21 protein-coding genes are annotated in these 23,908 nt (G+C 67.4%); 15 read left to right on the top strand and 6 right to left on the bottom strand.

Annotation, left to right across the window (positions count from 1 at the left end):
- Nucleotides 1-24: 24 nt before the first annotated feature.
- Together EXE63_RS28570 and bfr are read right to left on the bottom strand one after the other, a co-directional pair.
- Nucleotides 25-2,100 (bottom strand): MDR family MFS transporter, encoded by a 2,076-nt coding sequence (locus tag EXE63_RS28570; protein ID WP_234904301.1) that lies wholly within the window; start codon nt 2,098-2,100, stop codon nt 25-27.
- 80 nt (nt 2,101-2,180) lie between these two features.
- Nucleotides 2,181-2,672 (bottom strand): bacterioferritin, encoded by a 492-nt coding sequence (gene bfr / locus EXE63_RS28565; RefSeq protein WP_168144731.1) that lies wholly within the window; start codon nt 2,670-2,672, stop codon nt 2,181-2,183.
- Between the two features lie 475 nt (nt 2,673-3,147).
- Here bfr and EXE63_RS28560 point away from each other — a divergent pair, with 475 nt between their 5' ends.
- Complete coding sequence (locus tag EXE63_RS28560) at nt 3,148-3,342, top strand: (2Fe-2S)-binding protein (protein WP_105363331.1); 195 nt, start codon at nt 3,148-3,150, stop codon at nt 3,340-3,342.
- Between the two features lie 4 nt (nt 3,343-3,346).
- Here EXE63_RS28560 and EXE63_RS28555 read toward each other — a convergent pair whose 3' ends face one another.
- On the bottom strand, nt 3,347-4,102 hold the full coding sequence (locus EXE63_RS28555; RefSeq protein WP_168144730.1) for an enoyl-CoA hydratase/isomerase family protein: 756 nt from the start codon (nt 4,100-4,102) through the stop codon (nt 3,347-3,349).
- A complete protein-coding gene (locus EXE63_RS28550) occupies nt 4,099-4,809 on the bottom strand; it encodes an EthD domain-containing protein (RefSeq protein WP_168144729.1) in 711 nt (236 codons plus the stop codon). Before EXE63_RS28550 ends, EXE63_RS28555 begins: the two co-directional genes overlap by 4 nt.
- 61 nt (nt 4,810-4,870) lie before the next feature.
- Here EXE63_RS28550 and EXE63_RS28545 point away from each other — a divergent pair, with 61 nt between their 5' ends.
- On the top strand, nt 4,871-6,889 hold the full coding sequence (locus EXE63_RS28545) for an FUSC family protein (protein ID WP_168144728.1): 2,019 nt from the start codon (nt 4,871-4,873) through the stop codon (nt 6,887-6,889).
- Here the strand turns inward: EXE63_RS28545 and EXE63_RS28540 are convergent.
- Nucleotides 6,861-7,484 (bottom strand): PaaI family thioesterase, encoded by a 624-nt coding sequence (locus EXE63_RS28540; protein WP_168144727.1) that lies wholly within the window; start codon nt 7,482-7,484, stop codon nt 6,861-6,863. The two genes, EXE63_RS28545 and EXE63_RS28540, sit on opposite strands and share 29 nt — an antisense overlap.
- 130 nt (nt 7,485-7,614) lie before the next feature.
- Here EXE63_RS28540 and EXE63_RS28535 point away from each other — a divergent pair, with 130 nt between their 5' ends.
- The 10 genes from EXE63_RS28535 (at nt 7,615) to EXE63_RS28490 (ending at nt 17,641) form a co-directional block, all read left to right on the top strand.
- A complete protein-coding gene (locus EXE63_RS28535; protein ID WP_168144726.1) occupies nt 7,615-8,286 on the top strand; it encodes a GntR family transcriptional regulator in 672 nt (223 codons plus the stop codon).
- A gap of 57 nt (nt 8,287-8,343) precedes the next feature.
- Nucleotides 8,344-9,744 (top strand): allophanate hydrolase, encoded by a 1,401-nt coding sequence (locus tag EXE63_RS28530; RefSeq protein ID WP_168144725.1) that lies wholly within the window; start codon nt 8,344-8,346, stop codon nt 9,742-9,744.
- The gene (locus EXE63_RS28525; RefSeq protein WP_168144724.1) at nt 9,741-10,430 is read left to right on the top strand and encodes a cysteine hydrolase family protein; all 690 of its coding nucleotides are present in this window, start codon (nt 9,741-9,743) and stop codon (nt 10,428-10,430) included. Before EXE63_RS28530 ends, EXE63_RS28525 begins: the two co-directional genes overlap by 4 nt.
- Nucleotides 10,431-10,442: 12 nt before the next feature.
- Nucleotides 10,443-12,038 carry a SulP family inorganic anion transporter gene (locus tag EXE63_RS28520; RefSeq protein ID WP_168144723.1) on the top strand — a complete coding sequence of 532 codons (1,596 nt, stop codon included), beginning with the start codon at nt 10,443-10,445 and terminating at the stop codon, nt 12,036-12,038.
- A 164-nt stretch (nt 12,039-12,202) separates the two neighbouring features.
- Nucleotides 12,203-12,793 (top strand): TetR/AcrR family transcriptional regulator, encoded by a 591-nt coding sequence (locus tag EXE63_RS28515; protein ID WP_168144722.1) that lies wholly within the window; start codon nt 12,203-12,205, stop codon nt 12,791-12,793.
- Nucleotide 12,794: 1 nt separating this feature from the next.
- Complete coding sequence (locus EXE63_RS28510; RefSeq protein WP_168144721.1) at nt 12,795-13,838, top strand: ABC transporter permease; 1,044 nt, start codon at nt 12,795-12,797, stop codon at nt 13,836-13,838.
- Between the two features lie 19 nt (nt 13,839-13,857).
- The gene (locus EXE63_RS28505; RefSeq protein WP_168144720.1) at nt 13,858-15,534 is read left to right on the top strand and encodes a tetratricopeptide repeat protein; all 1,677 of its coding nucleotides are present in this window, start codon (nt 13,858-13,860) and stop codon (nt 15,532-15,534) included.
- Nucleotides 15,535-15,668: 134 nt separating this feature from the next.
- Complete coding sequence (locus EXE63_RS28500) at nt 15,669-15,875, top strand: hypothetical protein (protein WP_105363343.1); 207 nt, start codon at nt 15,669-15,671, stop codon at nt 15,873-15,875.
- A 9-nt stretch (nt 15,876-15,884) separates the two neighbouring features.
- A complete protein-coding gene (locus tag EXE63_RS28495; protein ID WP_168144719.1) occupies nt 15,885-16,364 on the top strand; it encodes a nucleoside deaminase in 480 nt (159 codons plus the stop codon).
- Entirely contained in the window at nt 16,361-17,641 is a 1,281-nt protein-coding gene (locus EXE63_RS28490) for an alpha-amylase family protein (protein ID WP_168144718.1), read from the top strand. The genes EXE63_RS28495 and EXE63_RS28490 overlap by 4 nt, the downstream gene beginning before the upstream one ends.
- A gap of 5 nt (nt 17,642-17,646) precedes the next feature.
- On the opposite strand, the gene EXE63_RS28485 is transcribed toward EXE63_RS28490, so the two are convergent.
- Nucleotides 17,647-18,978 carry an NAD(P)/FAD-dependent oxidoreductase gene (locus tag EXE63_RS28485; protein WP_234904300.1) on the bottom strand — a complete coding sequence of 444 codons (1,332 nt, stop codon included), beginning with the start codon at nt 18,976-18,978 and terminating at the stop codon, nt 17,647-17,649.
- A 100-nt stretch (nt 18,979-19,078) separates the two neighbouring features.
- Here EXE63_RS28485 and EXE63_RS28480 point away from each other — a divergent pair, with 100 nt between their 5' ends.
- From EXE63_RS28480 to EXE63_RS28470, 3 genes are all read left to right on the top strand, one after another.
- On the top strand, nt 19,079-21,247 hold the full coding sequence (locus EXE63_RS28480) for an adenylate/guanylate cyclase domain-containing protein (protein ID WP_210000920.1): 2,169 nt from the start codon (nt 19,079-19,081) through the stop codon (nt 21,245-21,247).
- Nucleotides 21,244-22,641 carry a mechanosensitive ion channel domain-containing protein gene (locus EXE63_RS28475; RefSeq protein ID WP_168144716.1) on the top strand — a complete coding sequence of 466 codons (1,398 nt, stop codon included), beginning with the start codon at nt 21,244-21,246 and terminating at the stop codon, nt 22,639-22,641. The genes EXE63_RS28480 and EXE63_RS28475 overlap by 4 nt, the downstream gene beginning before the upstream one ends.
- 169 nt (nt 22,642-22,810) lie before the next feature.
- Nucleotides 22,811-23,806, top strand: coding sequence for an esterase family protein (locus EXE63_RS28470; protein WP_105362681.1), 996 nt, complete (start codon nt 22,811-22,813; stop codon nt 23,804-23,806).
- Nucleotides 23,807-23,908 lie beyond the last annotated feature (102 nt).

Here is a 23,908-nt window from a genome sequence, read left to right as displayed (position 1 = left end):
GCACACCCTGAATTGGAACGTGTTCTAGTTTTTTGGTCCGCCCGCGGCGGTCAACTCGGCCCGGTCTTCGACCCACTGGGGCTGCAGCACCATCCGGTGCGCGATGCGCTCCAGCGCGGCCTCGACCTGGATTCGGTCCGGCCGCCCGTGGTAGCCCGGCGACTGCTCATCCCCCGTCGCCGCGCTCGCCCCGCCGGCCAGCCTTTCGACCAGCTTGCTCACCAGCGCGTCCACCGCCACATCCACCTGTCGCGCCCCGGACTGCGTCAGCCAGAGTTGATCGCCGGTACGCAGGGCGTATCCGCTATCCACCAATCGCTCGAAGGTCGGCTCCAGCACCTCCGGCGGCAGCCGCCGCAGTTCGGCGATCTGGCCGAGCGTGGCCGAGCCGTAGACCTGGTTGTGTCGGTAGATCTGAACGACAGCCCACAACCGCGCGACATCGAGCTCACAGCCGGGATGGTCGGCCAGCCTGCGCAGCCGGATATCGGGTGAGTCCCGGAAGATCCGGGCCACCGCCATCTCGAGAATCTCGTCCGACGTCTCGAGTGCCGGCATCCCGAAACCCTCGCCGAGGTCGGTTGCCGATACCGTTTCCATCTCACGCAGCGGAATCTCCTTGAGGAACAACGAGACCGCGAAGCCGACCAGGGCGACCGGGGCGGCGCACAAGAACACCAGACCCAGCGAGTCGGCATAGGCGTCGATGATCGGTGCGGCCATCTCCGGCGACAGTTCCCGCAAGGCCTGCGGCGACTCGGCGGCGATCGGTGGCGCACCACTGGTGGCCAGCGCGCCCGCAATGCGGCCAGACAGGAAGTTGGCGAACAGTGAACCGAAAATCGCTGCACCGAAGGAACTTCCGATTGTCCGGAAGAAAGTGACACCCGAGGTGGCCACCCCCAGATCGGAGAAGTTGGCGGTGTTCTGCACCACCAGGACCAGCACCTGCATGCACAGTCCGATACCGGAGCCGAGGACGAACAGATACAGCGATTGCTTCAGCAGCGAGGTGTGCGCGTCCATCGTGGACAACAACAGGAAGCCGACGAACATGATGGCGGTACCCGCGACCGGAAAGATCTTGTAGCGCCCGGTGCGACCCACGATCGAACCGCTGCCGATCGAGGTGATCAGCATGCCGGCCACCATCGGCAGCGTGCGCAGGCCCGACACCGTCGCCGATACCCCGTCCACGAACTGCATGAACGTCGGCAGGAACGTCATCGCGCCCAGCATCGCGAAACCGACGATGAACGCCAGCACGCAGCAGACCGAGAACACCTGCCCGGCGAACAGCCTGATCGGCAGAATCGGCTCCGGCACGCGCAGTTCCACCCAGACAAACGCCGCCAAGGCGATGACCGACCCTACGAAAAGCCCGATGATCATCGGGGATCCCCATGCGTACTGGGCTCCGCCCCAGCTGGTGGCCAGCGTGAGCCCGGATGCGCCGATTCCGACCAGCGCGATCCCGGCGTAGTCGATCACGGGCCGGGATTTCCTGGCCAGCGCCGGGATGGCGATGGTGGCGACCAGAAACACCACCACCGCGACGGGGACATTGATCCAGAACGCCCAGCGCCAGGACAGGTGATCGGTGAAAAATCCGCCGAGCAGCGGTCCGATCACGGTGGTCACACCGAAGACCGCACCCAGCGCCCCCTGATAGCGGCCACGGTCGCGCAACGGGATCACCTCACCGATCACGGCGGTCGCCGTGACCATGAGCGCACCGCCGCCGATGCCCTGCAGGGCGCGGGCGCCGACCAACATCGACATCGAACCGGCGAGCCCGCACAGCACCGACCCGGCGAGGAAGAACACGACCGCGACCTGGAACACCGACTTGCGGCTGAACAGGTCGCCGAGCTTGCCGACGACCGCGGTGGCAATGGTCGATGCGAGCAGATAGCTGGTGACCACCCACGACTGGTGGCCCGCTCCACCGAGATCTGACACCACCGTGGGCAGTGCGGTGGCGACGATGGTCTGGTCGAGCGCAGCGAGCAGCATGCCGAGCAACACAGCGACGAAGATGATGTTTCGTCGCTGCAGACTGATCGGTGCTGTCGCCGCGCCGGTGTCAGCGGCCGTCACGATTCCCCGGTCCTCCCCGACCCAGCAGAATATTAGCTTTGCTACCTAACATACGCGGGGTTGGGCCAGCGGCCTCGCGCCTAGCCGCTACCCCCGCCGGGCGGGCGCGACACACACTGCGCGGAGAAGAGCTCTTCGCCGAGGGTGTCCATCAACTGCAGCTGTGTTTCCAGGTAGTCGATGTGGCTTTCTTCGTCGGCGAGGATCGTCTCCAGGATGCCGGCCGAGGTGGCGTCCTGCTTCTCACGGCACATGATGATGCCGGGCCTCAGCCTCGCCACCACCTCGTATTCGACCGCGAGGTCGGATTCGAACTGCTCGCGCAGGGTCTGGCCGACACGCAGGGAGAACAGCCGCTGGTAGTTCGGCAGGCCGTCGAGAAGCAGAATCCGATCGGTGATCGTTTCCGCGTGACGCATTTCCTCGAATGATTCTTCCCGGGTGTGGCGGGCCAATTCGGTGAATCCCCAATTGTCCTGCATCTTCGAATGCAGGAAATACTGGTTGATCGCCGTGAGTTCACTGGTCAACTGTTCATTGAGCAGTTTGAGAACGTCCGGATCGCCTTGCATATCGCTCCTAGGCACCTTGAGGGCTGGTCAAGTTCGCTAAAGCCGTGCACATCTGAATCTAGTCCAGCAGACGGGGCCCGGCGAGAGCGGCGGCGGCGGTTCGGGAACATTTTTGGGGCGGCTGCGGCGCGCCGTAGGTGAGGCTAACCCTAGTCAGCGCCCTTGTTATGGACTGGCTACCCTTAGTTAGGTTACACTGACCTAACTCGCTGGCGGTCGACGTCGGCACCCCGGATCAACGCGGATGCAATGGGAGGAACGGTGGCGGAACACACTTCCCGGTCATTCGTTCCGGCTGGCGAATTCCGTCGGTGCAACGCGTATCTCCTACCGGCATCCACAATGGATGATCGCCATTCGACGGCGAACATGAATGCCCGCTTTTCATACGGATGCTCACCGGAATTCGGGCGTGAAAACAATGGCGTGGCGCACGCCGGTTCAATTCGGTCGACGGATACGGCGGCCTGAGCCGATGTTCGTGTGTCTGTGCACCGGAGCCACCACCCAGGCCGTCCATGACGCGGTGGCCGGCGGCGCGACCACGTCCCGGCAGGTCGCAGACGCCTGCGGCGCCGGCTCGGACTGCGGACGGTGCCGTCGCACGGTACGGGCCATCCTCGCGGCCTCCCGCACCGCCGTCGACTGCCCGGTGCACGCGGTGCGCTGAGGCCCTACCCGCGGCCGTCCACGAACGAGGCCAGCGCATCCACGTTGGCAGCCTGTCCCAGCAGCTCGGCGAACAGTGCGTTCTCCCGCTCGCTGGCCGCCGCGATACCCGGGCGGACCGGTTCCATCATCGTCTGCTTCACCGCAAGCAGGCTGTTGAGTGGCCGCGAGGACAACACCTCGGCATGCCGACGTGCCTCGGCCAGCAGATCCTCGGGCGCACAGACCTTCCACACCAACCCCATGCGCAGCGCCTCGGCGGCGTCCACCCACTCCGACGACAACAGCAGCCAGGCCGCGTTCTGCCTGCCGATCAACCGCGGCAACAAATATGAGGACGCAGCCTCCGGCGGCACGCCCAGGCTGGTGAACGGGCACTTCAATCGGGCGGTGCTCGACATGAAGGCCAGGTCGGCGTAGCCGAGGATGGTGGTACCGATGCCCAGACCGACGCCGTTGACCGCGCAGATGAGCGGCTTGGGAAACGCCGCCAGCGCCTCGAGCATGCCGCGGAACCCGTGCTTGCCCGGCTGGTAGTTCGGGTCGGTCACCAGCTTCTGCATCTCCACCAGGTCGTTGCCCGCGCTGAAGGCGCGCCCGGCACCGGTCAGCAGCACCACCGAGACCTCCGGGTCCTCGGCCGCCGCCAGCAGCGCCTCCGTCGTCGCGTCGTAGAGCGCCTCACTGAAGGCATTGAGCGCCTCCGGGCGATTGAACGTCAGGGTGCGTACCCGATTCTCATCGGCGATCAACAGAGTCACGGTTGCAGCGTAAGGGTCGGAGTCCACAGCACGTAGCGACTGGTCGGCACCGTGTCGATGTCCCGATCCGCACCGAAACGCGCCACGCTGGCCGCCATCTTGCCTATCCGGTCGCCCAGATCGGCATCATCGGCGGCCCCGAAGAATGCGTGCAGGTCCGAAACAGCCTCGATGGGGAACAACTCTTCGACGATGGCGTCGATCGGCGGCGCATCCGGAGTCAGCGCCCGCACCACGGTGTTCTGGGTGTACCCGAAGGTCGCCTGGGTCGCCATCGCCACCGGCGTGTGGTCGACGTGCCACCGCCGCAGCCAGGTCGCCACGTCCATGTCCTGCGGTCGGCGCAGCAACGCGATATTGGCCAGTCCCGGGGTCCTGGCGCTCGGCGCGACGTCCGGGCCCACCAAGGGGACCGACTCGGTGACCAGATAGGCGGCCGTTTCCTGGGATTCGGCCGCGAGCAGATCCAGCGCCTTGAGCAGCGCCGCACCGTAGTACTGCTGCGTCCAGATGCTGATCACCGCCGAGACCGGAGGATCCAGTGTGGTGAGCGTCATCATCGATGCGCTGACCACCGCGTCGCGTACGTTCACCGTCAGGCCGGCGAGATCGAGTTCGGACAACTCGGTGGCGACCCGGGTCCGCAACCGTGTGCACCATTGTTCGTCGGCAGTCGTCGAGCGCAGTGTGACCATCACCTTTTCCACCCGCTGAACCTAACAAGACGATCGCACCTGCCACACCCGTCCGCGGGGTCACAATGGCGGGGTGACCATCGGCCGTCAACTGCGACTGACGTTGTATGACGCCGGCGCGGTCGCGCGCAGCCTCGCCGGTGTGCTGGCCATCGTGCTGGTGGCGGCCTGGGTGAGCTCACCGGCCGCCGCAGTCAGTGCCGGCGCCGCCGCCATCGTCGCGGGGGCGAGCGCCCTGCAAGACAGTCCACGCAGCCGGTTCCTCACCGTCGTGGTGGTGTCGCTGGAGATGGCCCTCGCCGTCCTCCTGGGCTCACTGACCGAGGGCAACACCATCGCGTTCGTCATCGTGGCGGCGCTGTGGTGTGTGGCGGCCGGTCTGCACTGGTCGATCGGCGCCAATGCGGGGCTGGTGGCGGCCGCGGGCGCGGCGCTCATCCTGACGACGGCGCCCACATCGCACACCGTGGCATCGGTGGCGGCCACCGTCGCACTCGCCCTGGCGGGCGGACTGTCGCAGGCCGTCCTGATCGCGATCTGGCCGCAGCGCCGCTGGCGCATCCAGCGCAGCGCACTCACCCGCGCCTACCTCTCACTGGCCGCCGATGCCGACCGGATCGCCGTCGACTCGGACACCGGTGTGGAGACGGAACCGTTGATCCGGCTGCGCGAGGCCTTCACCGTGAGCGAGGCGCTGGCCAAACGTCGACCGCCGATCTATCGGGGCTGGTACAGCCTGCCCGAGCGCATCGCCGAATCGCTGGCCGTGCTCGGTGTGCACAACGACGACGACGCCGTCGTGCGGGTGTTGCACAGTGCCTCCGAGTTGTTGGTCATCGTCGCCCATGCCCGGCGCCGGTCCCGCGGCGAACTCGGCTATGCGACCGGCCAATTGGACGGTGCGGCCGACGGCGTCCAGGGCGGGGCCCGCGAGGCTGCGCTGCGGTTGTCGACGCAACTCCGCGAGGCCGTTGAACTGAGGTTCGGGCAGTTCGAACCCGAACAGGTGGTGTCCCTGGGCCACGGCGGTGTACCCCACGCGCTGACCGCCATCGCCGGACTGGTGCGCGCCCAGCTCACCAGCAGCTCCCCGATCCTGCGTCACACGGTGCGACTGACCGCCGCGACCGCCATCGGCGTGGCGTTGTGGCGATTCGGCGGCATGCCGCACGGCGTATGGGTGCCCCTCACCGTGCTGATGGTGCTGCGCCCCGAGACCGCGCACACCTATACCCGGTGTGTGGGCCGGATCGCAGGCACCGCCGTCGGGGTGGCCGTTGCCGCGCTACTGGCCTCCCTGACCGAGCCGTCCGCGCTGGTGTCGGCAGTGCTGGCGGTGAGCTTCCTGGCCATGGGGTACCTGACCGCCGAATTCAGCTATGTCGGGGTGAATACGGCCATCGCGGGCGCGCTCGTCTTTCTGATCGACACCGCAGGCGCCGGCGGGGCGGGGGCGATCGGCGATCAGCTACTGGCGGTGGTGACCGGCGGCGGGCTGGCGGTCGCCGTCCATGTGCTGGTGCCCGACAACGCGTTGGTCCGCTTGCGACAACGCGCCGGTGAACTGCTGAAGACCGAAATCGACTATGCCGCTGCAGTGGTCAAGGCCTTCGTGCACGACCTCGATCATCCGAAGGAACAGCTGGAATCGGCGTGGGGACGTGCGGTCAGCGCACGCGCTGCGTTCGAGGCCACCGCGGGTGCCACCGGCACGGAGTCCGGAGCGCTGCGGCGGTGGATGCGCGGCTATCGGGCCGCACTGAACTCGGTGACCACATCGTGCGCCACCCTGGAGGCGCATCTACCTGCGCACCCGCCGCCCAACTTGAACCGCGAATTCGTGGCCGCCGTCGACGACTATGTCAAGGCGCTGTGCGGCGATCCGGCCACCCCGGCCGCACCGTGGAGTGTCGACACCGACGCATTGCTGGCCGCCAGCGCCGGCGTGCGTGATGCCGCGGCGACGCTGACCGATGCGCACGCCGCCGAGCGACTGTTGGTCGGCGAGATCGCCACCATCACCGGCGTGGTCACCGAGATCGCGACCCGCGATATCGGGCTCTCTAGTCCCGGGCCCACTTCGGCCGGATGAATACCCCTTCGGCCTGGACGGTGGGACCCTCGGCATCCGAGATGACGCCGGCGGCATAGGTTTTCACACCCTCGGTGCGGACGATCGCGGCCTCGACGTGCAGCGCGCCCAGCGGTGTCGGACGCAGGTAGCGCATGCTGATGGTGCCGGTCAACCGCGGGCTGGCGGCGGGGCTGGCCGATTCCCCGAGCACATGGTCCAGGATCAACGCGGCCACTCCCCCGTGCACATGCCCCGGCGGTCCCTCGTACGCGGCGCCCAGCGTGAAATCGGCGAACACCCCACCGTCGGGTTCGTGCTGGACCTGCAGCGGCGGCGCGATCGGGTTACGCAGTCCGATGACGGCGTTGCCCCAGGGCATCCGGTCGCCGTGCGCGGTGAACCGCACACCGAACGGGCCGTCGAGTTGGTTGGCACGCAAGGCCGCCGTCGCGGCATCGATCTGGGCCTTCGCGGCCGCCACCGTGTCCGCGTCCGCCGCCGTGCGGATGGTGGCGTCGATGAGTTCACGCACCGATTCGGTCAGCGGGCGGTAGATGTCACGTAGGCGCTCGACGTCCTCGGCACTGAGGTCCTCGAGAGTGAAGTCCAGCATCCGAGAACTAGAACACGTTCTATCCACGCTGTCGAGTCATCACCGGCGCCGACGCGGCAGCGCAGGGCAAAAGTTCCTACGATGGCCTCTGAGTCGGCACGCGCCGGCATGAGGGGGCACCGAATCCGCCATGGCGGCACCCAGGATGGACGGATCGCGGCACGGCTCGCCCGCGACGCTCGTCGATATCGCGGGCAGCAGGCTGCGTGCCGCCATCCTCAGCGGCGCACTCGGTCCCGGAGACAAGCTCGTCGAGGAGCAGCTGTGCGCTGATTTCGGCATCGGCCGGGCGCCGCTGCGGGAGGCACTGCGATTGCTGACCCAGCAGGGACTCGTCGAGCGGCTGCCCCGGCGCGGGTCACGGGTGGCGGCCTGGTCCCCGGAGGAGATCCTGCAGTTGTTCGCGCTGCGGCATGTGCTGGAACGGCATGCGATCGAGACAGCGTTACCGCTGGCCGATCCGCAGACCGCGCTGCAACCGGTGCGTCGGGTTCTCGATGAAATGAGCAGTGCCACAGACGACCTGGAACGCGACGACGCCCACCGGCGCTTTCATGCCGCAGTCGTCGGACTGGCCGGCCAGCGTCAGCTCGACATCGCGCTGGAGCCGATACTGCTCAAGTTGCAGCTGCCGATGGCGATGAACCTGCGCGAGGAGGCCCGACACCATCGCGCCGGTGACGGGATCGACCGGCACCTGGCGATCCTCACCGCCCTGGAGAGCAACGACTCCGACACCGTGATCACCGCGCTGGCCGATCACGGACACCTGCAATACCTGGACCTGCCGCCGAATCGCTAACACGATCGACACACGGGCGTTCCGCGAACGCCATCATTTTGTCGACAATTTCCATTTATGGGATTTGACACACGCGGGCCGTCCATCGGACCGTCGGTCGCGGAGATCCTCGCCTCACACGCGGGCGGGACGGGTTCACCGACGAAGACGGCCGCGCGGGTGGCCGATGCCATCGCCGCGCGCGGGGACGACGGGACGTGGCTGTCCACGGTGCCCCGCGACGAACTGCTGGCGGCGGCCGCCGAGATAGAGAGCCGCCCGGCGGCCCGCACGCTGCCGCTGTACGGCGTCCCCTTCGGCGTCAAGGACAGCATCGACGTCGCCGGCGTGCCGACGACGCTGTCCTGCCCGGACTACGCCTATGTCGCCGAGCGCACCGCACCGGCCGTGCAGCGGTTGCTCGACGCCGGCGCACTCTACGTCGGCAAGACCAATCTGGACCAGTTCGCCACCGGCCTCAACGGAACACGGACCCCGTATCCGTTGCCGCGCAGCGTCTATGGCGGCGAGATGATCTCCGGTGGCTCCAGCTCCGGCTCGGCGTTGGCGGTCGCGCTCGGGCAGGTTCCGTTCGCCGTGGCGACCGATACCGCAGGGTCGGGGCGGGTGCCGGCCGCGCTCAACGGCGTCGTCGGGTTCAAGCCGTCGCGCGGCGTGATCAGCACGGTAGGCCTGGTGCCCGCGTGCAAATCGCTGGACTGCATCAGTGTGATGGCCGGCTGCATCGCCGACGTCGACCGCGTCTTCGACGTGATGGCCGGCCGTGATGACGACGACGCCTGGTCGCGCGACCGCGGCGCGCGTCACGATGGCCGGACAATCCGGGTCGGCCTGCCGCCGGTGGCCGACCTGGAGTTCTTCGGCGACGAGGCGGTGCGGGCGGCCCATCTGGGCTTCCGCGAGCAGCTGAGCCGCCAGGTGAGCGTGGTCGAGGTGTCGCTGGAGCCGTTCTTGGCCGCGGGAGCACTGCTCTACCAGGGGCCATGGGTCGCCGAACGCCTGGTCGAGTTCGGAGAATTCCTTGCCGCTCAACCTGATTCGATCCATCCGGTGGTGCGCGACATCTTCCGCAGCGGCCTGGACTACACCGCGGTCGATGCGTTCGCCGCGCTGCAGCGCCTGCAGGAACTCAAGGCGCACGTCGCCAGGGTGTGGCAGAGCATGGATGTGCTGGTGCTCCCGACCATCGGCACCACCTTCACCGTCGACGAGGTGCTGGCACGTCCCATCGAGACGAACACGATGCTCGGGCACTACACCCACTTCGGCAACCTGCTCGATCTGCTGGGGGTTGCGGTCCCCGCCGGCACCACCACCGACGGCAGGCCGCACAGCGCGATGCTGCTGGCCGACGCCGGATCCGATGACACCGCACTGGCTTTGGCCGCCCAGATCCTCGACGAACCCCGAACCCACACCGAAACACCAGCCACCACCCGCCACAAGGAGCAGGTATGAGTCCCATCGATGTGCCCGCCGAACCGTCGGCGTTCCCCCTGATCGCCGGCAGGACCGCGTTGATCGTCATCGACATGCAGCGGGACTTCCTGTTGCCCGGCGGTTTCGGCGAGAGCCTGGGCAACGATGTCGACCAGCTGCTCAAGGTGGTGCCGCCGCTGGCCGCGTTGATCGCCGCGGCCCGCGAGGCCGGGATCCTGGTGATCCACACCCGGGAAGGCCATGTGCCCGACCTGTCGGACTGCCCGCCGGCCAAACTCAGCCGCGGCGCCCCGTCGAAACGCATCGGCGATCCCGGCAAGTACGGCCGCATCCTGATCCGCGGCGAGTACGGCCACGACATCGTCGACGAGCTCAGCCCCGTCGAGGGTGAAGTGGTGATCGACAAACCGGGCAAGGGCGCCTTCTACGCCACCGAGTTACAGGACGTGCTCACCGGCGCCGGCATCACCCAGTTGCTCGTCACCGGCGTCACCACCGAGGTGTGCGTGCACACCACCACCCGCGAGGCCAACGATCGCGGATACGAGTGCCTGGTGGTATCCGACTGTGTGGGTTCGTATTTCCCGGAGTTCCAGCGGGTGGGGCTGGAAATGATCAAAGCCCAGGGGGGCATCTTCGGCTGGGTCGCCGACACCTCTGCCGTCATTCCCGCTTTGCACACCCTCGCGTTGTCCGCTGCCTGAAAGGACCTGCTCATGAGCACCGAGATCTCCGATCCCCCCGTCGATCCCCCCGCCGAGAAACCCGCGCCGACCGTCGCGTGGTGGACCCGGGGCGACACCAACGCCTTCTTCGGCCTGGGCTTCAACATCCTGGTCAACGTCCTCACGCTGACCGGCCTGATGATCGGCGTCATCGCCGTGCCGGCCGGGGACGTGCTCGGCACCGTGCTACCCGCGCTCGGCGTCGCGCTGATCCTGGGCAACCTGTACTACACCTTCCTGGCCCGCCGACTTGCCAAGCGGGAGAACCGCTCCGATGTCACCGCGCTGCCGTACGGGCCGTCGGTCCCGCACATGTTCATCGTGGTGTTCGTCGTCATGCTGCCGGTGTACCTCAACACCGACGATGCGGTGCAGGCCTGGTCTGCCGGGTTGGCGTGGGCCTTCATGATCGGTGTGATCGTGATGATCGGCGCCTTCGTCGGCCCCTACATCCGCAAGCTGACCCCGCGGGCGGCCATGCTCGGCACCCTGGCGGGCATCTCGATCACCTTCATCTCGATGCGACCGGCCGCCCAGATGTGGGAGGCGGCGTGGATCGGCCTGCCCGTGCTGGCCATCATCCTGATCGGGTTCTTCACCGACGTGAAACTGCCGTTCGGCATCCCGGTCGGGTTGGCGGCGCTGCTGGTGGGCACCGCGATCGGCTGGATCGGCGGCTACATGTCGGCTCCCGATGTCGGGCAGGCCTTCTCCGATATCGCCGTCGGTGTCCCCGACCTGCGCCTGGACCTGTTGTTCTCCGGACTGTCCAACCTGGCGCCATTGCTGGGCACCGCAATTCCCTTGGGTGTGTACAACTTCACCGAGGCGATGAGCAATGTCGAGAGCGCGGCGGCCGCCGGCGACAACTACAACCTGCGCAGCGTGCTGCTGGCCGACGGCGCCGGCGCGGTCGTCGGATCCGCGTTCGGGTCGCCGTTCCCGCCCGCGGTGTACATCGGCCACCCCGGCTGGAAGGACGCCGGCGGCCGGGCGAGCTACTCACTGGCCAGCGGACTGATGATCGGGATCTTCTGCTTCGTCGGCCTGTTCGGGATCCTGGACGCGCTGTTACCGGTGCCCGCGATCGTGCCGATCCTGCTCTACATCGGGCTGCTGATCGGCGCCCAGGCGTTCCAGGCGGTCCCCCGCCTGCATGCCATCGCGGTGGTTGCCGCGCTGCTACCCAACCTCGCCGAATGGGCCAAGACACAGGTCGACAACGCGCTCAACGCCGCGGGCACCTCGGCCTCCGAGGTCGGCATGGAGGCGCTCAACGGCGCCGGGGTGGTCTACGAGGGGCTCAAGACCCTCGGCGAGGGCGCGGTGCTCGTCGGTCTGATCCTCGGCACCATGGTGACCTTCATCCTGGACAAGAAGTTCCACTATGCGGCGATCGCGGCGACTGTCGGCGCGGTGCTGAGCTTCATCGGGCTGATCCACGCACCCGAGGTGTCCTGGGCGGCCAGTCCCGCGGTGGCGCTGGGCTATCTGTTCTTCGCCGCGGTCTGCCTGGCGTACTCGCTGCTGCCCGGCGCGAAAGACCCGGTGGTCGTCGACGAGTCCGATATCGTCGCCGGCCACTGACGCCGGGCGAAACTCGCGTACCCGGGGTTGAAAGGGGGCTCACAACCCCCGGTACGCGAGTTTCGCCAGGTCTGCGGCGCGGGTCACAACGGGCCGCGGCAGGTGTCATAGTTAACCTAAGCTTTCGTGGTCATGTGTCTACGAAGTGGCTTACGCTGTGATTCATGGCGGCACGCACACACAGCGCCGACCCGCGCGCCGAGCGGGTCCGCACTCTCCTGCACGAGGCGGCATTCGCGCTCGCCCACGAACGCCCGGTCGATGAACTCACCGTGGCCGTCATCGTGGGCCGGGCGGGTGTCAGCCGGCAGGTCTTCTACCAACACTTCCGCGACCGCGACGACGCCGTCGCGGCGGCCTTCTCGGTCGCCTTCGGACAGGCATGCGCCGATAACGGCGGCGACGCACGGGTGCGCATCATGCGCCTGTTTGATTTCGCCGGCGAACACCGCGCGATGTACCGCAATGTGGTGCCCAGTTCGGTCACCCAACGGGTGGTCAGCGCCTTCCGCGCCGAACTCGCCCCCGCCTGCGCCGAGATCGCGACCCAGGGCATGGCCGTGGTGACGCCGATCGCCGGACTGACCGTCGAAGCCGTGACCCGCTTCCTGGTGGGCGGCTTCATGGAGGTACTGCGGTCCTGGATGGAGGAGCCCGAGGCGCGCGACGCCCGAGACCTCCGCGACCGTGTCGCCGCCGCCTTCGACACCGTCAACGCGCTCCTGACGCTGCCCGACACCGCTGGGAGGCCATGACATGGGCAAGCACAACGGCCAGACCACCGCACCGTCCATACCGACAGGACACGGGATCACCCGCACCCAGGTCCGCCATGTGGTGCTGGCCATGGTCACCTTCACCCTGCTGGTGCTCGCGATGATCGCCAGTTATGCCGGCGCCTTCGCCAAGCCCACCCTGCACCACCTCGACATCGCCGTCGCGGCCCCACAGCAGCTGCTCGACGCGCTCGAGACCCGCTCCGAATTGGATGTCACCGCGGTCGGTGACGACGCCGCGGCCCGCGCTCTGATCCTCGAACGAAAGGCCGACGCGGCCTTCGTCGCCACTCCCGCGGGCGGCCTCGACATCTATGTCGCCGGGGGCGGCGGGCGCAGCGTCGCCACCGCCGCCGAGACCGTCGGCCGCGCAACCGCGACCGAGGCCGGCCTGGCACCCGTGGTGACCGATATCGCGCCGACGTCGGCGGGCGACCCGTCCGGCACCGTCGAGTTCTACGCGGTCATCTTCGTGTCCATCGGGGCCTCGGTCGGCGCGGCCGCGTTCGGCCGGCTCGTCGGGGCGGTCCGGCGGCCCTGGACGCTGGGGTTGCGTACCCTCACGCTTTCGGCCTACTCCGCGCTGCTGGCCGGTGTGGTCACCATCTACGTGGACGCTGCACTCGGCGCGCTGACCGGCCACCCGTGGCAGGTGTTCGGGGCGCTGTGGCTCTATGCGATGGCCGTCGGGGGTGCGGTCACCGGCGTGGCTGCCGCATTCGGGACGGTGGCGGCGATGGCGGTGACCGCGTTCCTGGTGGTCGTCGGCAACGCCGCGGCCGCCGGACCGATCGGGCGCCCGCTGCTGTCGGGGTTCTACACGACGTTCAACCATGTCGTTCCGCAGGGATCCGGGGTATCGCTGCTGCGCAGCATCGAGTACTTCGGCGGCAACGGAGCGCTGACACCGCTTGGCACGCTGATGATTTGGGCTGCCACCGGGTGCGTCCTCGCGGTGCTGGCCACCACCGTGAGAATGCCGGGCACCCGGCAGTTGTGGCAACGCGTCACCACCCGCGCCTGAGCGAACTATCGTTCTCGCCATGAGCGAGCCGTACTACGATCTGGGGTCCTATCACCGGCCGATCGAGACCTCCGCTCCGCAGGCTCAGGTGTGGTTCGACCGCGGACTGGTGTGGGCCTACGCGTTCAATCACGAAGAAGCCGTGCACTGTTTCGAGCGGGCGCTGGAACTGGACCCCGATCTGGCGATCGCCCGGTGGGGTATCGCCTACGCCGTCGGACCGAACTACAACAAGGCGTGGGAGGCGTTCGATCCGGTCGAACTCGCCGGTGCGCTGGCCCGGGCCCGAGCGGAACTGGCCGCCACCGGCGGCGGCCGGGCATCGGCGACCGAGCGCGCGCTCATCGACGCGTTAGCGATGCGTTTCCGCACCGACGACCCGACCGACGAGGCCGCGCTCACCGAGGGCCACCTGGCCTACGCCGAGGCCATGTCGGCGGTGGCGCAGCGCCATCCCGATGATGTCGACGTCCAGGTACTGGCCGCCGATGCGCTGCTGAACGTCACCGCATGGGCGTTGTGGGACAGCGTCACCGGGGAACCCGCCGAAGGGTCCAGAGTGGTCGAGGCCAAGGCCATTCTCGAGGCCGCCCTCGCCACCCCGGCCGGGCGCACCCACCCCGGCGTGCTGCACCTCTATATCCACGCCATGGAGATGTCGGCGCACCCGGAGGATGCGCGGCCCGCAGCCGATCTGTTGCGCGGCCTGGTGCCCGACGCCGGACACCTGCAACACATGCCGAGCCACATCGATGTGCTCTGCGGCGACTACGGGGCGTCGGTGATCGCCAACCACGCCGCGGTGTCCGCGGACCGAAAGTTCGTCGCGCGGTCCGGTCCGCTGAACTTCTACTCTCTCTACCGCGCGCACGACCTGCATTTCGTGGTCTATTCGGCCATGTTCGAAGGCAGATTCCAGGTTGCCGAGGACGCCGCCGCCGAACTCGCCGGCCAGCTGACACCCGAGCTGCTGGCCATCGAATCGCCACCGATGGCGGACTGGCTGGAAGCGTTCGCGGGGCTGCGGGTGCACGTGCTGGTGCGGTTCGGCCGGTGGGACGAGTTGATCGCCCTCCCCCTGCCCGCGGACCCGGACCTCTACTGCACCACCACCGCCACCATTCACTACGGCCGCGGTGTCGCGCACGCGGCGAAAGGCCAGCTACCCCAGGCGCATACCGAACGGCAGGCGCTTGCTGCGAGCTACGCACGCATTCCCGATTCCCGCTACCTGTTCAACAACACCAGCCGCGACATCCTGGCGGTGGCGGTGGCCATGCTCGACGGCGAAATCGCTTATCGGGAGCGACGATTCGAGGAAGCCTTCGACCATCTGCGGCATGCCATCGCGCTGGACGACGGGCTGCCCTACGACGAACCGTGGGGCTGGATGCAGCCGACCCGGCACGCCTACGGGGCCCTGCTGCTCGAACAGGGGCTCGTCGAGAAGGCCGCCGCCGTCTACGCCGCCGACCTCGGGCTCGACGACACGCTGCGTCGGTCATGCCAGCACCCGGGAAACGTCTGGAGCCTGCACGGATACCACGAGAGCCTGCGCCGGCTGGGCCGCGACGAGGAGGCCGACACCGTCGCCGCGGAGCTCGAGGTGGCGCAGGCGCGGGCCGATGTTCCGGTGCTGGCGTCCTGCGCCTGCAGGGCGGATGTCACGAACGAGCCGACCCAATGTTGCGATTGAATGAATTTGGTTGCCTCTCAATGTGTCATGCCACCATTTGCGGTGGTGAGGGCTACTGTTGGCCCCAGAAGCGATACGGGGGGCGCGCACGCATCTGGATGAGGTGCCGCCATCCGCTGTGGAGAGGACGCCCGATGACGTGCGAACGCCATGCAGAAGAGCCCCTGTTCGCCCTTGTCCGGATGATCCGGGGGGCCGTCGAGGACCCGGTTCGCTCGGCCGGCGGCGACGATCACGACCTTGAGGCGATCGCCGTCGCGGCGGCCTACGCCGCGTGGTGCTGGGGCTCCGCCCCGACCGCCGACGCCGAGCCTCCGGGCATGGCGCGCATGCCCGCGTAAACTGCCGGTGTGCCGATCAGCGACGAAGACCTCCAGTATCTGCGCCGCTGTGTAGGACTTGCCCGCACCGCGCACCAGGGTGGCGATGAACCCTTCGGGTCCATCCTGGTCGACGAGTCGGGCACGGTGCTGTTCGAAGATCACAACCGTGTCCAGGGTGGCGACGCCACCCAGCATCCCGAGTTCGCCATCGCACGGTGGGCCGTCGAGCGCCTGACCCCGCAGCAGCGAGCCGGCGCCGTCGTCTACACCTCCGGTGAGCACTGCCCCATGTGCTCGGCCGCGCACGCCTGGGTCGGGCTCGGCCGCATCGTCTATGCCACCTCCTCGGAGCAGCTCAGCCGGTGGTGCACCGAATGGGGTACCCCACCCGCTCCGGTCGCCGCACTGCCCGTCACCACCATCGCGCCCGGCATCCGCTGCGACGGGCCGGCGCCGGAACTGGAGGACGAGATGCGCGCACTCTACGAAGCGACGTTCCGCCCATGAGCGATCCGGACTGGGTGCAACACGTCATCTGGTGGCAGATCTACCCGCTGGGGTTCGTCGGAGCGTTCCCTGCCGAGAACCCACCGACTGCCGACGAGCACCGGCTGCGACGCATCATCGAATGGCTGGACCACGCAGTGGAACTCGGCGCCTCCGGTATCGCGCTGGGCCCGGTCTTCGCGTCCCGGACCCACGGCTACGACACCACCGACCACTTGCGCATCGACCCGCGCCTCGGCGATGACGCCGACTTCGATGCGTTGGTCGGCGCCTGCCATCAGCGCGGACTGCGGGTGCTGCTGGACGGCGTGTTCAACCATGTCGGCACCGATTTCGGCCGCTACCGCGAAGCGCTGGCCGATGGGCCCGACGACTGGTTCCGCAAGAACCGCAACGGTTTTGCCACCTTCGAGGGTCACGGTGAACTGATCGCCCTGAACCATGACAACCCCGAGGTCATCGCCTACGTGATCGAGGTCATGGACCACTGGCTCGGACGCGGAGCCGACGGCTGGCGCCTGGACGCGGCCTATGCGGTGGCCCCGTCCTTCTGGGCCGCGGTGCTACCCGAGGTGCGCCGGCGGCACCCCGAGGCGTGGTTCGTCGGCGAGGTCATCCACGGCGACTACCCGGCTCAGCTGCGCGCGGGCACGCTGGATTCGATCACCCAGTATGAGCTGTGGAAGGCGATCTGGAGCAGCCTCAACGACGCCAACTTCCACGAACTCGACTGGGCGCTGCAGCGGCACAACGAATTTCTGGACACCTTCGTGCCGCTCACCTTCATCGGCAACCATGATGTCAGCAGGATCGCCAGCCAGCTGACCGATGTCCGCCACCTTGAGCACGCCCTGGTGCTGCTGCTCACCACCGGCGGAACACCGAGCATCTATGCCGGCGATGAATGGGCCGCCCAGGGTGTCAAGGAGGAACGCGTCGGCGGTGACGACGCGGTGCGCCCCGAGTTCGGGCACCCCCGGCCCGGTCCGCACGACACGCTGTCGCTGCACCAGTATCTGATCGGCCTGCGGCGCCGGAATCCGTGGTTGCACACCGCGACCACCGAGGCGGTGCAGCTGACCAATACCGGCTACGTCTACCGCACCAGCGCCGCCGACCGGGCGCTGGTGGTGGCGCTCAACATCGACGACCAGCCGCTGTCGGCGCAGTTACCCGAGGCCGGGCACGTCGTCGCCGGCTCCGGGGCTCCCCCCGCCGAACGCGTGCAGCAGCTCGTGGTGCCTGCGCACGGTTGGGTGATCGTCGACGTCGGCTGACGGGATCAGCCTGGCGTCTCGTCACACTCGGACCACGTGTAGTGCTGCTCGGCCGCGGTGGCACCACCGAGCATGAACGCCCGATGATGACGATCGGCCCGACCGATGGCGGCCATCCAGGTGAACACGGTGCTGACCCGGTTACTCAGACCGGTGAGGAACGCGATGTGGATGAAGCCCCAGCCCAGCCAGCCGGCGAAACCGGACACCCGGACGGGCCCGACCTGCAGCAGCGCGTTGCCCCGGCTGATGTAGGCCGCCGATCCCAGATCCCGGTAGCGGTAGCGCCGGCGCGGTTTACCGTCGAGGTCGCGGCGCACGCAGGCGGCCACGTGTAGCCCGCCCTGCATGGCGTTCTCGGCGACCCCCGGCAGGTCGTCGCGACCGACAAGGTCCCCGACGATGAAGACCTCGGGATGCCCGGGCACCGAAAGATCGTCCTCGACGCTGATCCGGCCGGCGCGGTCGGTGTCCGCCCCGAGGACCTCGGCGACCTGCCGGGCAAAGGGCACGGCCTCGACACCGGCGGTCCACAACACGGTGCGCGCGGCGTACTGTTCGGCCGCCCCACCGGATTTCGGCGTGACGGTCACCCCGTCGCGGCCGACATCGGTCACGTGCACGCCCATGTGCAATTCGACCCCGAGTGACGTCAGTGTGCGGGCGGCCTTGTCGGACAGACCCGGAGCGAAACTCTTGAGCACCCGGTCGCCGCCGTCGAACAACAACACCCTGGCGTCCTCGGGGGCGATGCTGTGGAATTCGTTGGCCAGCGTACGGCTGGCCACCTCGCGGATCTGCCCGGCGATCTCCACGCCGGTCGGGCCGCCGCCGGCGACGGCGAACGTCAGCCAGCTGTCCCGTTCGGGTCCCGGCGGCAGCGTCTCGGCGATCTCGAACGCGGTGAACAGCCGCTGACGGATACACAGGGCGTCATCGAGGGTCTTCATCCCCGGCGCCCATTCGGCGAAATGCTCCTTGCCGAAATAGGACTGTTTCATACCCGCGGCGACCACCAGGACGTCGTAACCCACGGTGAAGGTGGTCTCGTCGGGACGCATCGCCGTGACGGTCCGGGCGCCGGGATCCAGCCGGATCGCCTCACCCAGCAAGGTGGTCACATTGCGGTGGCGCGCAAGCTCCTCACGCAGCGACCGACTGATGTGCCCGATGCTCAGGGTTCCGGTGGCGCACTGGTAGAGCAGCGGCTGGAAGATGTGGCCGGCACCCCGATCGAGCAGGGTGACGTCGACATCGTGCCTGCCGAGCCTGCGGGCGCAGAACAGCCCGCCGAATCCGCCACCGATGATGAGCACCCTGGTGCGTTCGTCGCTCACCGCTTCGAGGGTAGCTGCATCTTCGGTGCCGACGGCCGGCATCGGCCAAGCGGCGCGACACCGCTCGTCGCCGGGATAGGCTGCCGAACTGATGCCGACGATGATTGCGCCCGGGCCGCCCGCCGATCTCGACGCGACAGCGTCGACACCACACCTGAGCCGGCGCCACCTGTTCTCCCGAGCCAGTATCCAATCCAGATTGCTGTTGATGTTGCTCGCGACGAGCGTGCTGTCGGCGGTGATCGTCGGCTTCATCGGATATCAGTCCGGCCATGAGTCGCTGCGGGCGTCGGTGTTCGACCGGCTGACCGAGATCCGGGAGGCACAGACACGGACGCTGGGCATCGGTGTGGCGGATCTCAAGGACTCGTTGGTGATCTACAGCCGCGGCGCGACGGCGACCCAGGCGCTACAGGATTTCACCGCCGGCTTCGACGAGCTGGCCAACGCCACCATCACGCCGCAACAGCAACAGCGCCTCACCGACTATTACACCGGGCCGTTCGCCAGGGAGGAAAGGGAACAGACCGGCAACCAGATCGATGTGGCCGCGCTGCTGCCCTACGGCAATGCTCAGCGTTACCTGCAGGCCATGTACACGACGCCGTTCACCGAAGACGAGCAGTCCATTCTGTTCGACGACGCCGGTGACCGCAGCGCATGGTCGGCGGCGAACGCCAAATACAACGACTTCTTCCGTGAAATCGTCACCCGCTTCAAATACGAGGACGCGCTGCTCATCGACACCCGCGGCAATATCGTCTACACCGCGAACAAGGGTGTCGAACTCGGCAGCAACATCCTCAACGGTCCTTACAAGGGCGGCAACCTCACCGAGGCCTATATCAAGGCCATGCAGTCCAACACGGTGGACTACGTGGCGGTCACCGATTTCGGTCAATACCAGCCGGCACCCGCTCCCACGGCATGGCTGGTCTCTCCGGTCGGGGGCGCGGGCCGCGCCACGGGCGTGCTGGCCATGCAGTTTCCCATCTCGAAGATCAACCGGTTGATGACGGTGGACAAGCAGTGGGAGGCGTCCGGGATGGGCCGGACCGGCGAAACGTACATCGTCGGGCCGGACGGTCTGATGCGCTCGGACTCACGGTTGTTCGTGGAGGATCCCGAAGCGTTCAAACGCGCCGTCATCGAGGCCGGGACGCCCCCGGAGATCGCGGAGGACTCGCTTCGGCAGAACGGCACCACCTTGGTGCAGCCGGTCGACGGTCCGTCCGCCGAGCGCGCCCTGCGCGGTGAACGCGGCACGGTCGTCACCGACGACTACCTCGGGCAGCAGTCGTTGCAGGCGTACGGACCGGTGGAGATCGAGGGTCTGCACTGGGGAGTGATCGCCGAGATCGATACCGCAGAGGCCTTCGCGCCGGTGTCGGCATTTACCCGCACCCTGGTGCTGTCCACCGCAGCGATCATCTTCGTGGTGTCGATCGCGGCCATGCTGCTGGCGCGGTTCTTCGTGCGACCCATCCGCCGGCTTGAAGCCGGCGCCAGACGAATCAGCTCCGGGGACTACGGCGTCACGGTTCCGGTGCTATCCAGGGATGAATTCGGCGACCTCACAGTGGCTTTCAACGATATGAGTCGCAACCTGGCCATCAAGGAAGATCTGCTCAACGAGCAACGCAGTGAGAACGACAGACTCATGCTGTCGCTGATGCCGGAGACGGCGGTGGCGCGCTACCGCGACGGTGAGGAAACCATCTCGCAGGATCATCAGGACGTGTCGGTCATCTTCGCCGATATCGTCGGCCTGGAGGAACTCTCGGCGAATCTGAGCTCGGAGGATTCGCTGGCCATCGTCAACAGGCTGGTCCGCCAGTTCGACGCCGCGGCCGACAGCCTCGGGGTGGAACATATCCGCACTCTGCACAACGGATATCTGGCCAGCTGCGGACTGAACGTGCCTCGCCTAGACAATGTACGGCGCACAGTGGATTTCGCGATGGAGATGCAGCTGATCGTCAACCGCTTCAACGGCGAGACCGGCAGCGCGCTCACGCTCCGGGCCGGTATCGACACCGGCACCGTCACGAGCGGACTGGTGGGGCGCTCGACCCTGGCCTACGACATGTGGGGCGCCACGGTCGATCTTGCCAACAGGGTACAGACCGGCTCGGACCAGGGCGGCATCTATGTCACGGCCCGGGTGTACGACTCGCTGGGTGAGGAACACCGGTTCGTCCAGACCGGGGAGATCGTGGGCGCAGACGGGGCCGAGCCGGTGTGGCGGCTCACCGAGACCCAGCCGTGAACGACATCACCGGCGCACCGTGGTTCGCCTGGGCGGTGGGCATCTCCATCGGTCTGCCCCTGACGATCGTGCTACTGACCGAACTGCGCAACGCGCTGGTGCGCAGGGGCAACACGCTGGCTCGCGCAGTCGGACTGCTGCGCAACTACATCCTGCCGCTTGGCGCACTGCTGCTGCTGCTGACCAAAGCCAATGAGGTGTCCGCGGATGCCACGCCGGTGCGGATCATTGCCACAGCGTTCGGATTCGTCGTTCTCATCCTGTTGTTGTCGGGGCTGAACGCCACCCTGTTCCAGGGCGCTCCCGACGACAGCTGGCGCAAACGCATGCCGTCGATCTTTCTGGACGTGGCCCGCTTCGCGGTGATCGCCGTCGGGCTGGCGTTGATCTTCTCCTATGTGTGGGGCGCCAACGTCGGCGGTCTGTTCACCGCCCTGGGCATCACCTCGATCGTATTGGGTCTGGCGCTGCAGAATTCGGTGGGCCAGATCGTGTCAGGTCTTCTGCTGCTGTTCGAGCAGCCGTTCCGTCTGGGTGACTGGCTCGACACACCGAGCGCACGTGGGCGTGTCATCGAGGTGAATTGGCGCGCAACGCATATCGACACCCGCAGCGGCATGCAGATCATCCCCAACTCGGTGCTCGCCGGTGCGTCGTTCACCAATCTGAGCCGGCCGGCCGGTCAGCACTCGATCACGGTGCGTTGCGTGTTCGGTGTCGAAGATTCGCCGGATGTTGTGTGTGCCTTGCTGTCCCGGGCGGCCAACGCGTTGCCGCACCTCCGTGCCGGTGCGAAGGCCACCGCCGCGTACAGCGGCGGGCTGGACTACCAGGCCACCATCCCGCTGCGCTCCCCCACCGACGACGTCGCCGCCAGGGCGACGTTCCTGCGCTGGATCTGGTACGCGTCGCGTCGGGCCGGGCTTCACCTCGATGAAGCCGACGACGATTTCGCGACGCCGGAAAGGGTCGCCGACGCCATGACGGTTGTGGCGTCCAGCCTGCGCCTGAAGGGCGCCGAACTCGACGAGTTGACGTCCCGAGTGCGGCTGGCCCGGTACGGCGCCGAGGAGTCCATTCAGTCGCCCGGTCAGGTGCCGACTCGGATGACGTTCATCGTGCAAGGGCGGGTGAAACTGACGGCGGTGCGTGATGACGGCATGACCGTCACGGTCCGCACGGCCGAGGAGGGCGACTTCCTCGGCCAGACCACGCTGACCCGCGAGCCCGTCACGACGGGCGCGTACGCACTCGACGAGGTCACCGTGGTGCAGATCGAACGTGTGGACCTGGAGAAGCTCGTGGCCCGCAAACCGGTGCTGCTGCAGGAATTCGGCAGAGCCATCGAGGAACGCCAGATCGCCGTGCGACAGGCACTGTCCGCGATCGACTGAACACCGGTGTCGGAGCTGGTCTCGACCCCGAGTCGCAATCGTTAGCAACCCGCGACCACACCACGCCGCGCTGTTACGTGTGTGACTGGTGAGGCGCATGTTCAACTACCTCACGAAGAAAGCAGCGGCGCTTGCTTAACACGTGAAGAAAGGTGGGTTGGTTGCCGTTATGAAGTTCATCAGAAATATCCGAGGCGGAGTGCTACGCAGGGCGGCGGTGGTCGCCGCTTCAGTCCTGGTACTGCCCGGGCTGATCGGCTTCGCCGGGGGTTCGGCGACAGCGGGAGCGTTCTCGCGCCCGGGCCTGCCCGTGGAGTATCTGGACGTGTTCTCGCAGTCCATGAACCGCAACATCCGGGTGCAGTTCCAGGGCGGCGGACCGCACGCGGTCTATCTGCTCGACGGTCTGCGCGCCCAGGACGACTACAACGGCTGGGACATCAACACCGCCGCATTCGAGTACTACTACGAATCCGGTCTGTCGACGGTCATGCCCGTCGGCGGTCAGTCCAGCTTCTACACCGACTGGTACCAGCCCTCGAAGGGCAACGGGCAGAACTACACCTACAAGTGGGAGACGTTCCTGACCCAGGAGCTGCCCACCTACCTGGAAGCCGCCAAGGGCGTGTCGCGCACCGGTAACGCGGCGGTCGGTATCTCGATGGCCGGCAGTGCGGCGCTGACCTACGCGATCCACCATCCGCAGCAGTTCATCTATGCGGCAACCCTGTCGGGCTTCCTCAATCCGTCCGAGGGCTGGTGGCCGATGCTGATCGGTCTGGCCATGAACGACGCCGGTGGCTTCAACGCCGAGAGCATGTGGGGCCCGTCCTCTGATCCGGCCTGGAAGCGCAACGATCCGATGGTCAACATCAACCAGCTGGTGGCCAACAACACCCGGGTCTGGATCTACTGCGGCACCGGCACCCCGTCGGACCTGGACGCCGGCGGCAACGCCGCCAACCTGATGGCCGCCCAGTTCCTGGAGGGCTTCACGCTGCGCACCAATGTCGCCTTCCGCGACAAGTACATCGCGGCCGGTGGCACCAACGGTGTGTTCAACTTCCCGCCGAACGGAACCCACAGCTGGGGCTACTGGGGCCAGCAGCTCCAGATGATGAAGCCGGATATCCAGCGTGTGCTGGGAGCCCAAGCCGTCGCCTGATGAGGGCTTGATCCACAAAACCCAGGGAGCCTGCCGTACCCCCCGAACGGCAGGCTCCCTGCTTTTGCGCGTTGCGCGAGCGGCGATTCGCAGCGGATTATC

Source organism: Mycolicibacterium frederiksbergense (assembly GCF_012223425.1).
GTDB classification, from domain to species: domain Bacteria; phylum Actinomycetota; class Actinomycetes; order Mycobacteriales; family Mycobacteriaceae; genus Mycobacterium; species Mycobacterium frederiksbergense.
Note: the sequence above shows the minus strand (reverse complement) of the source record. Positions and strands in the feature narration are given on the sequence as shown.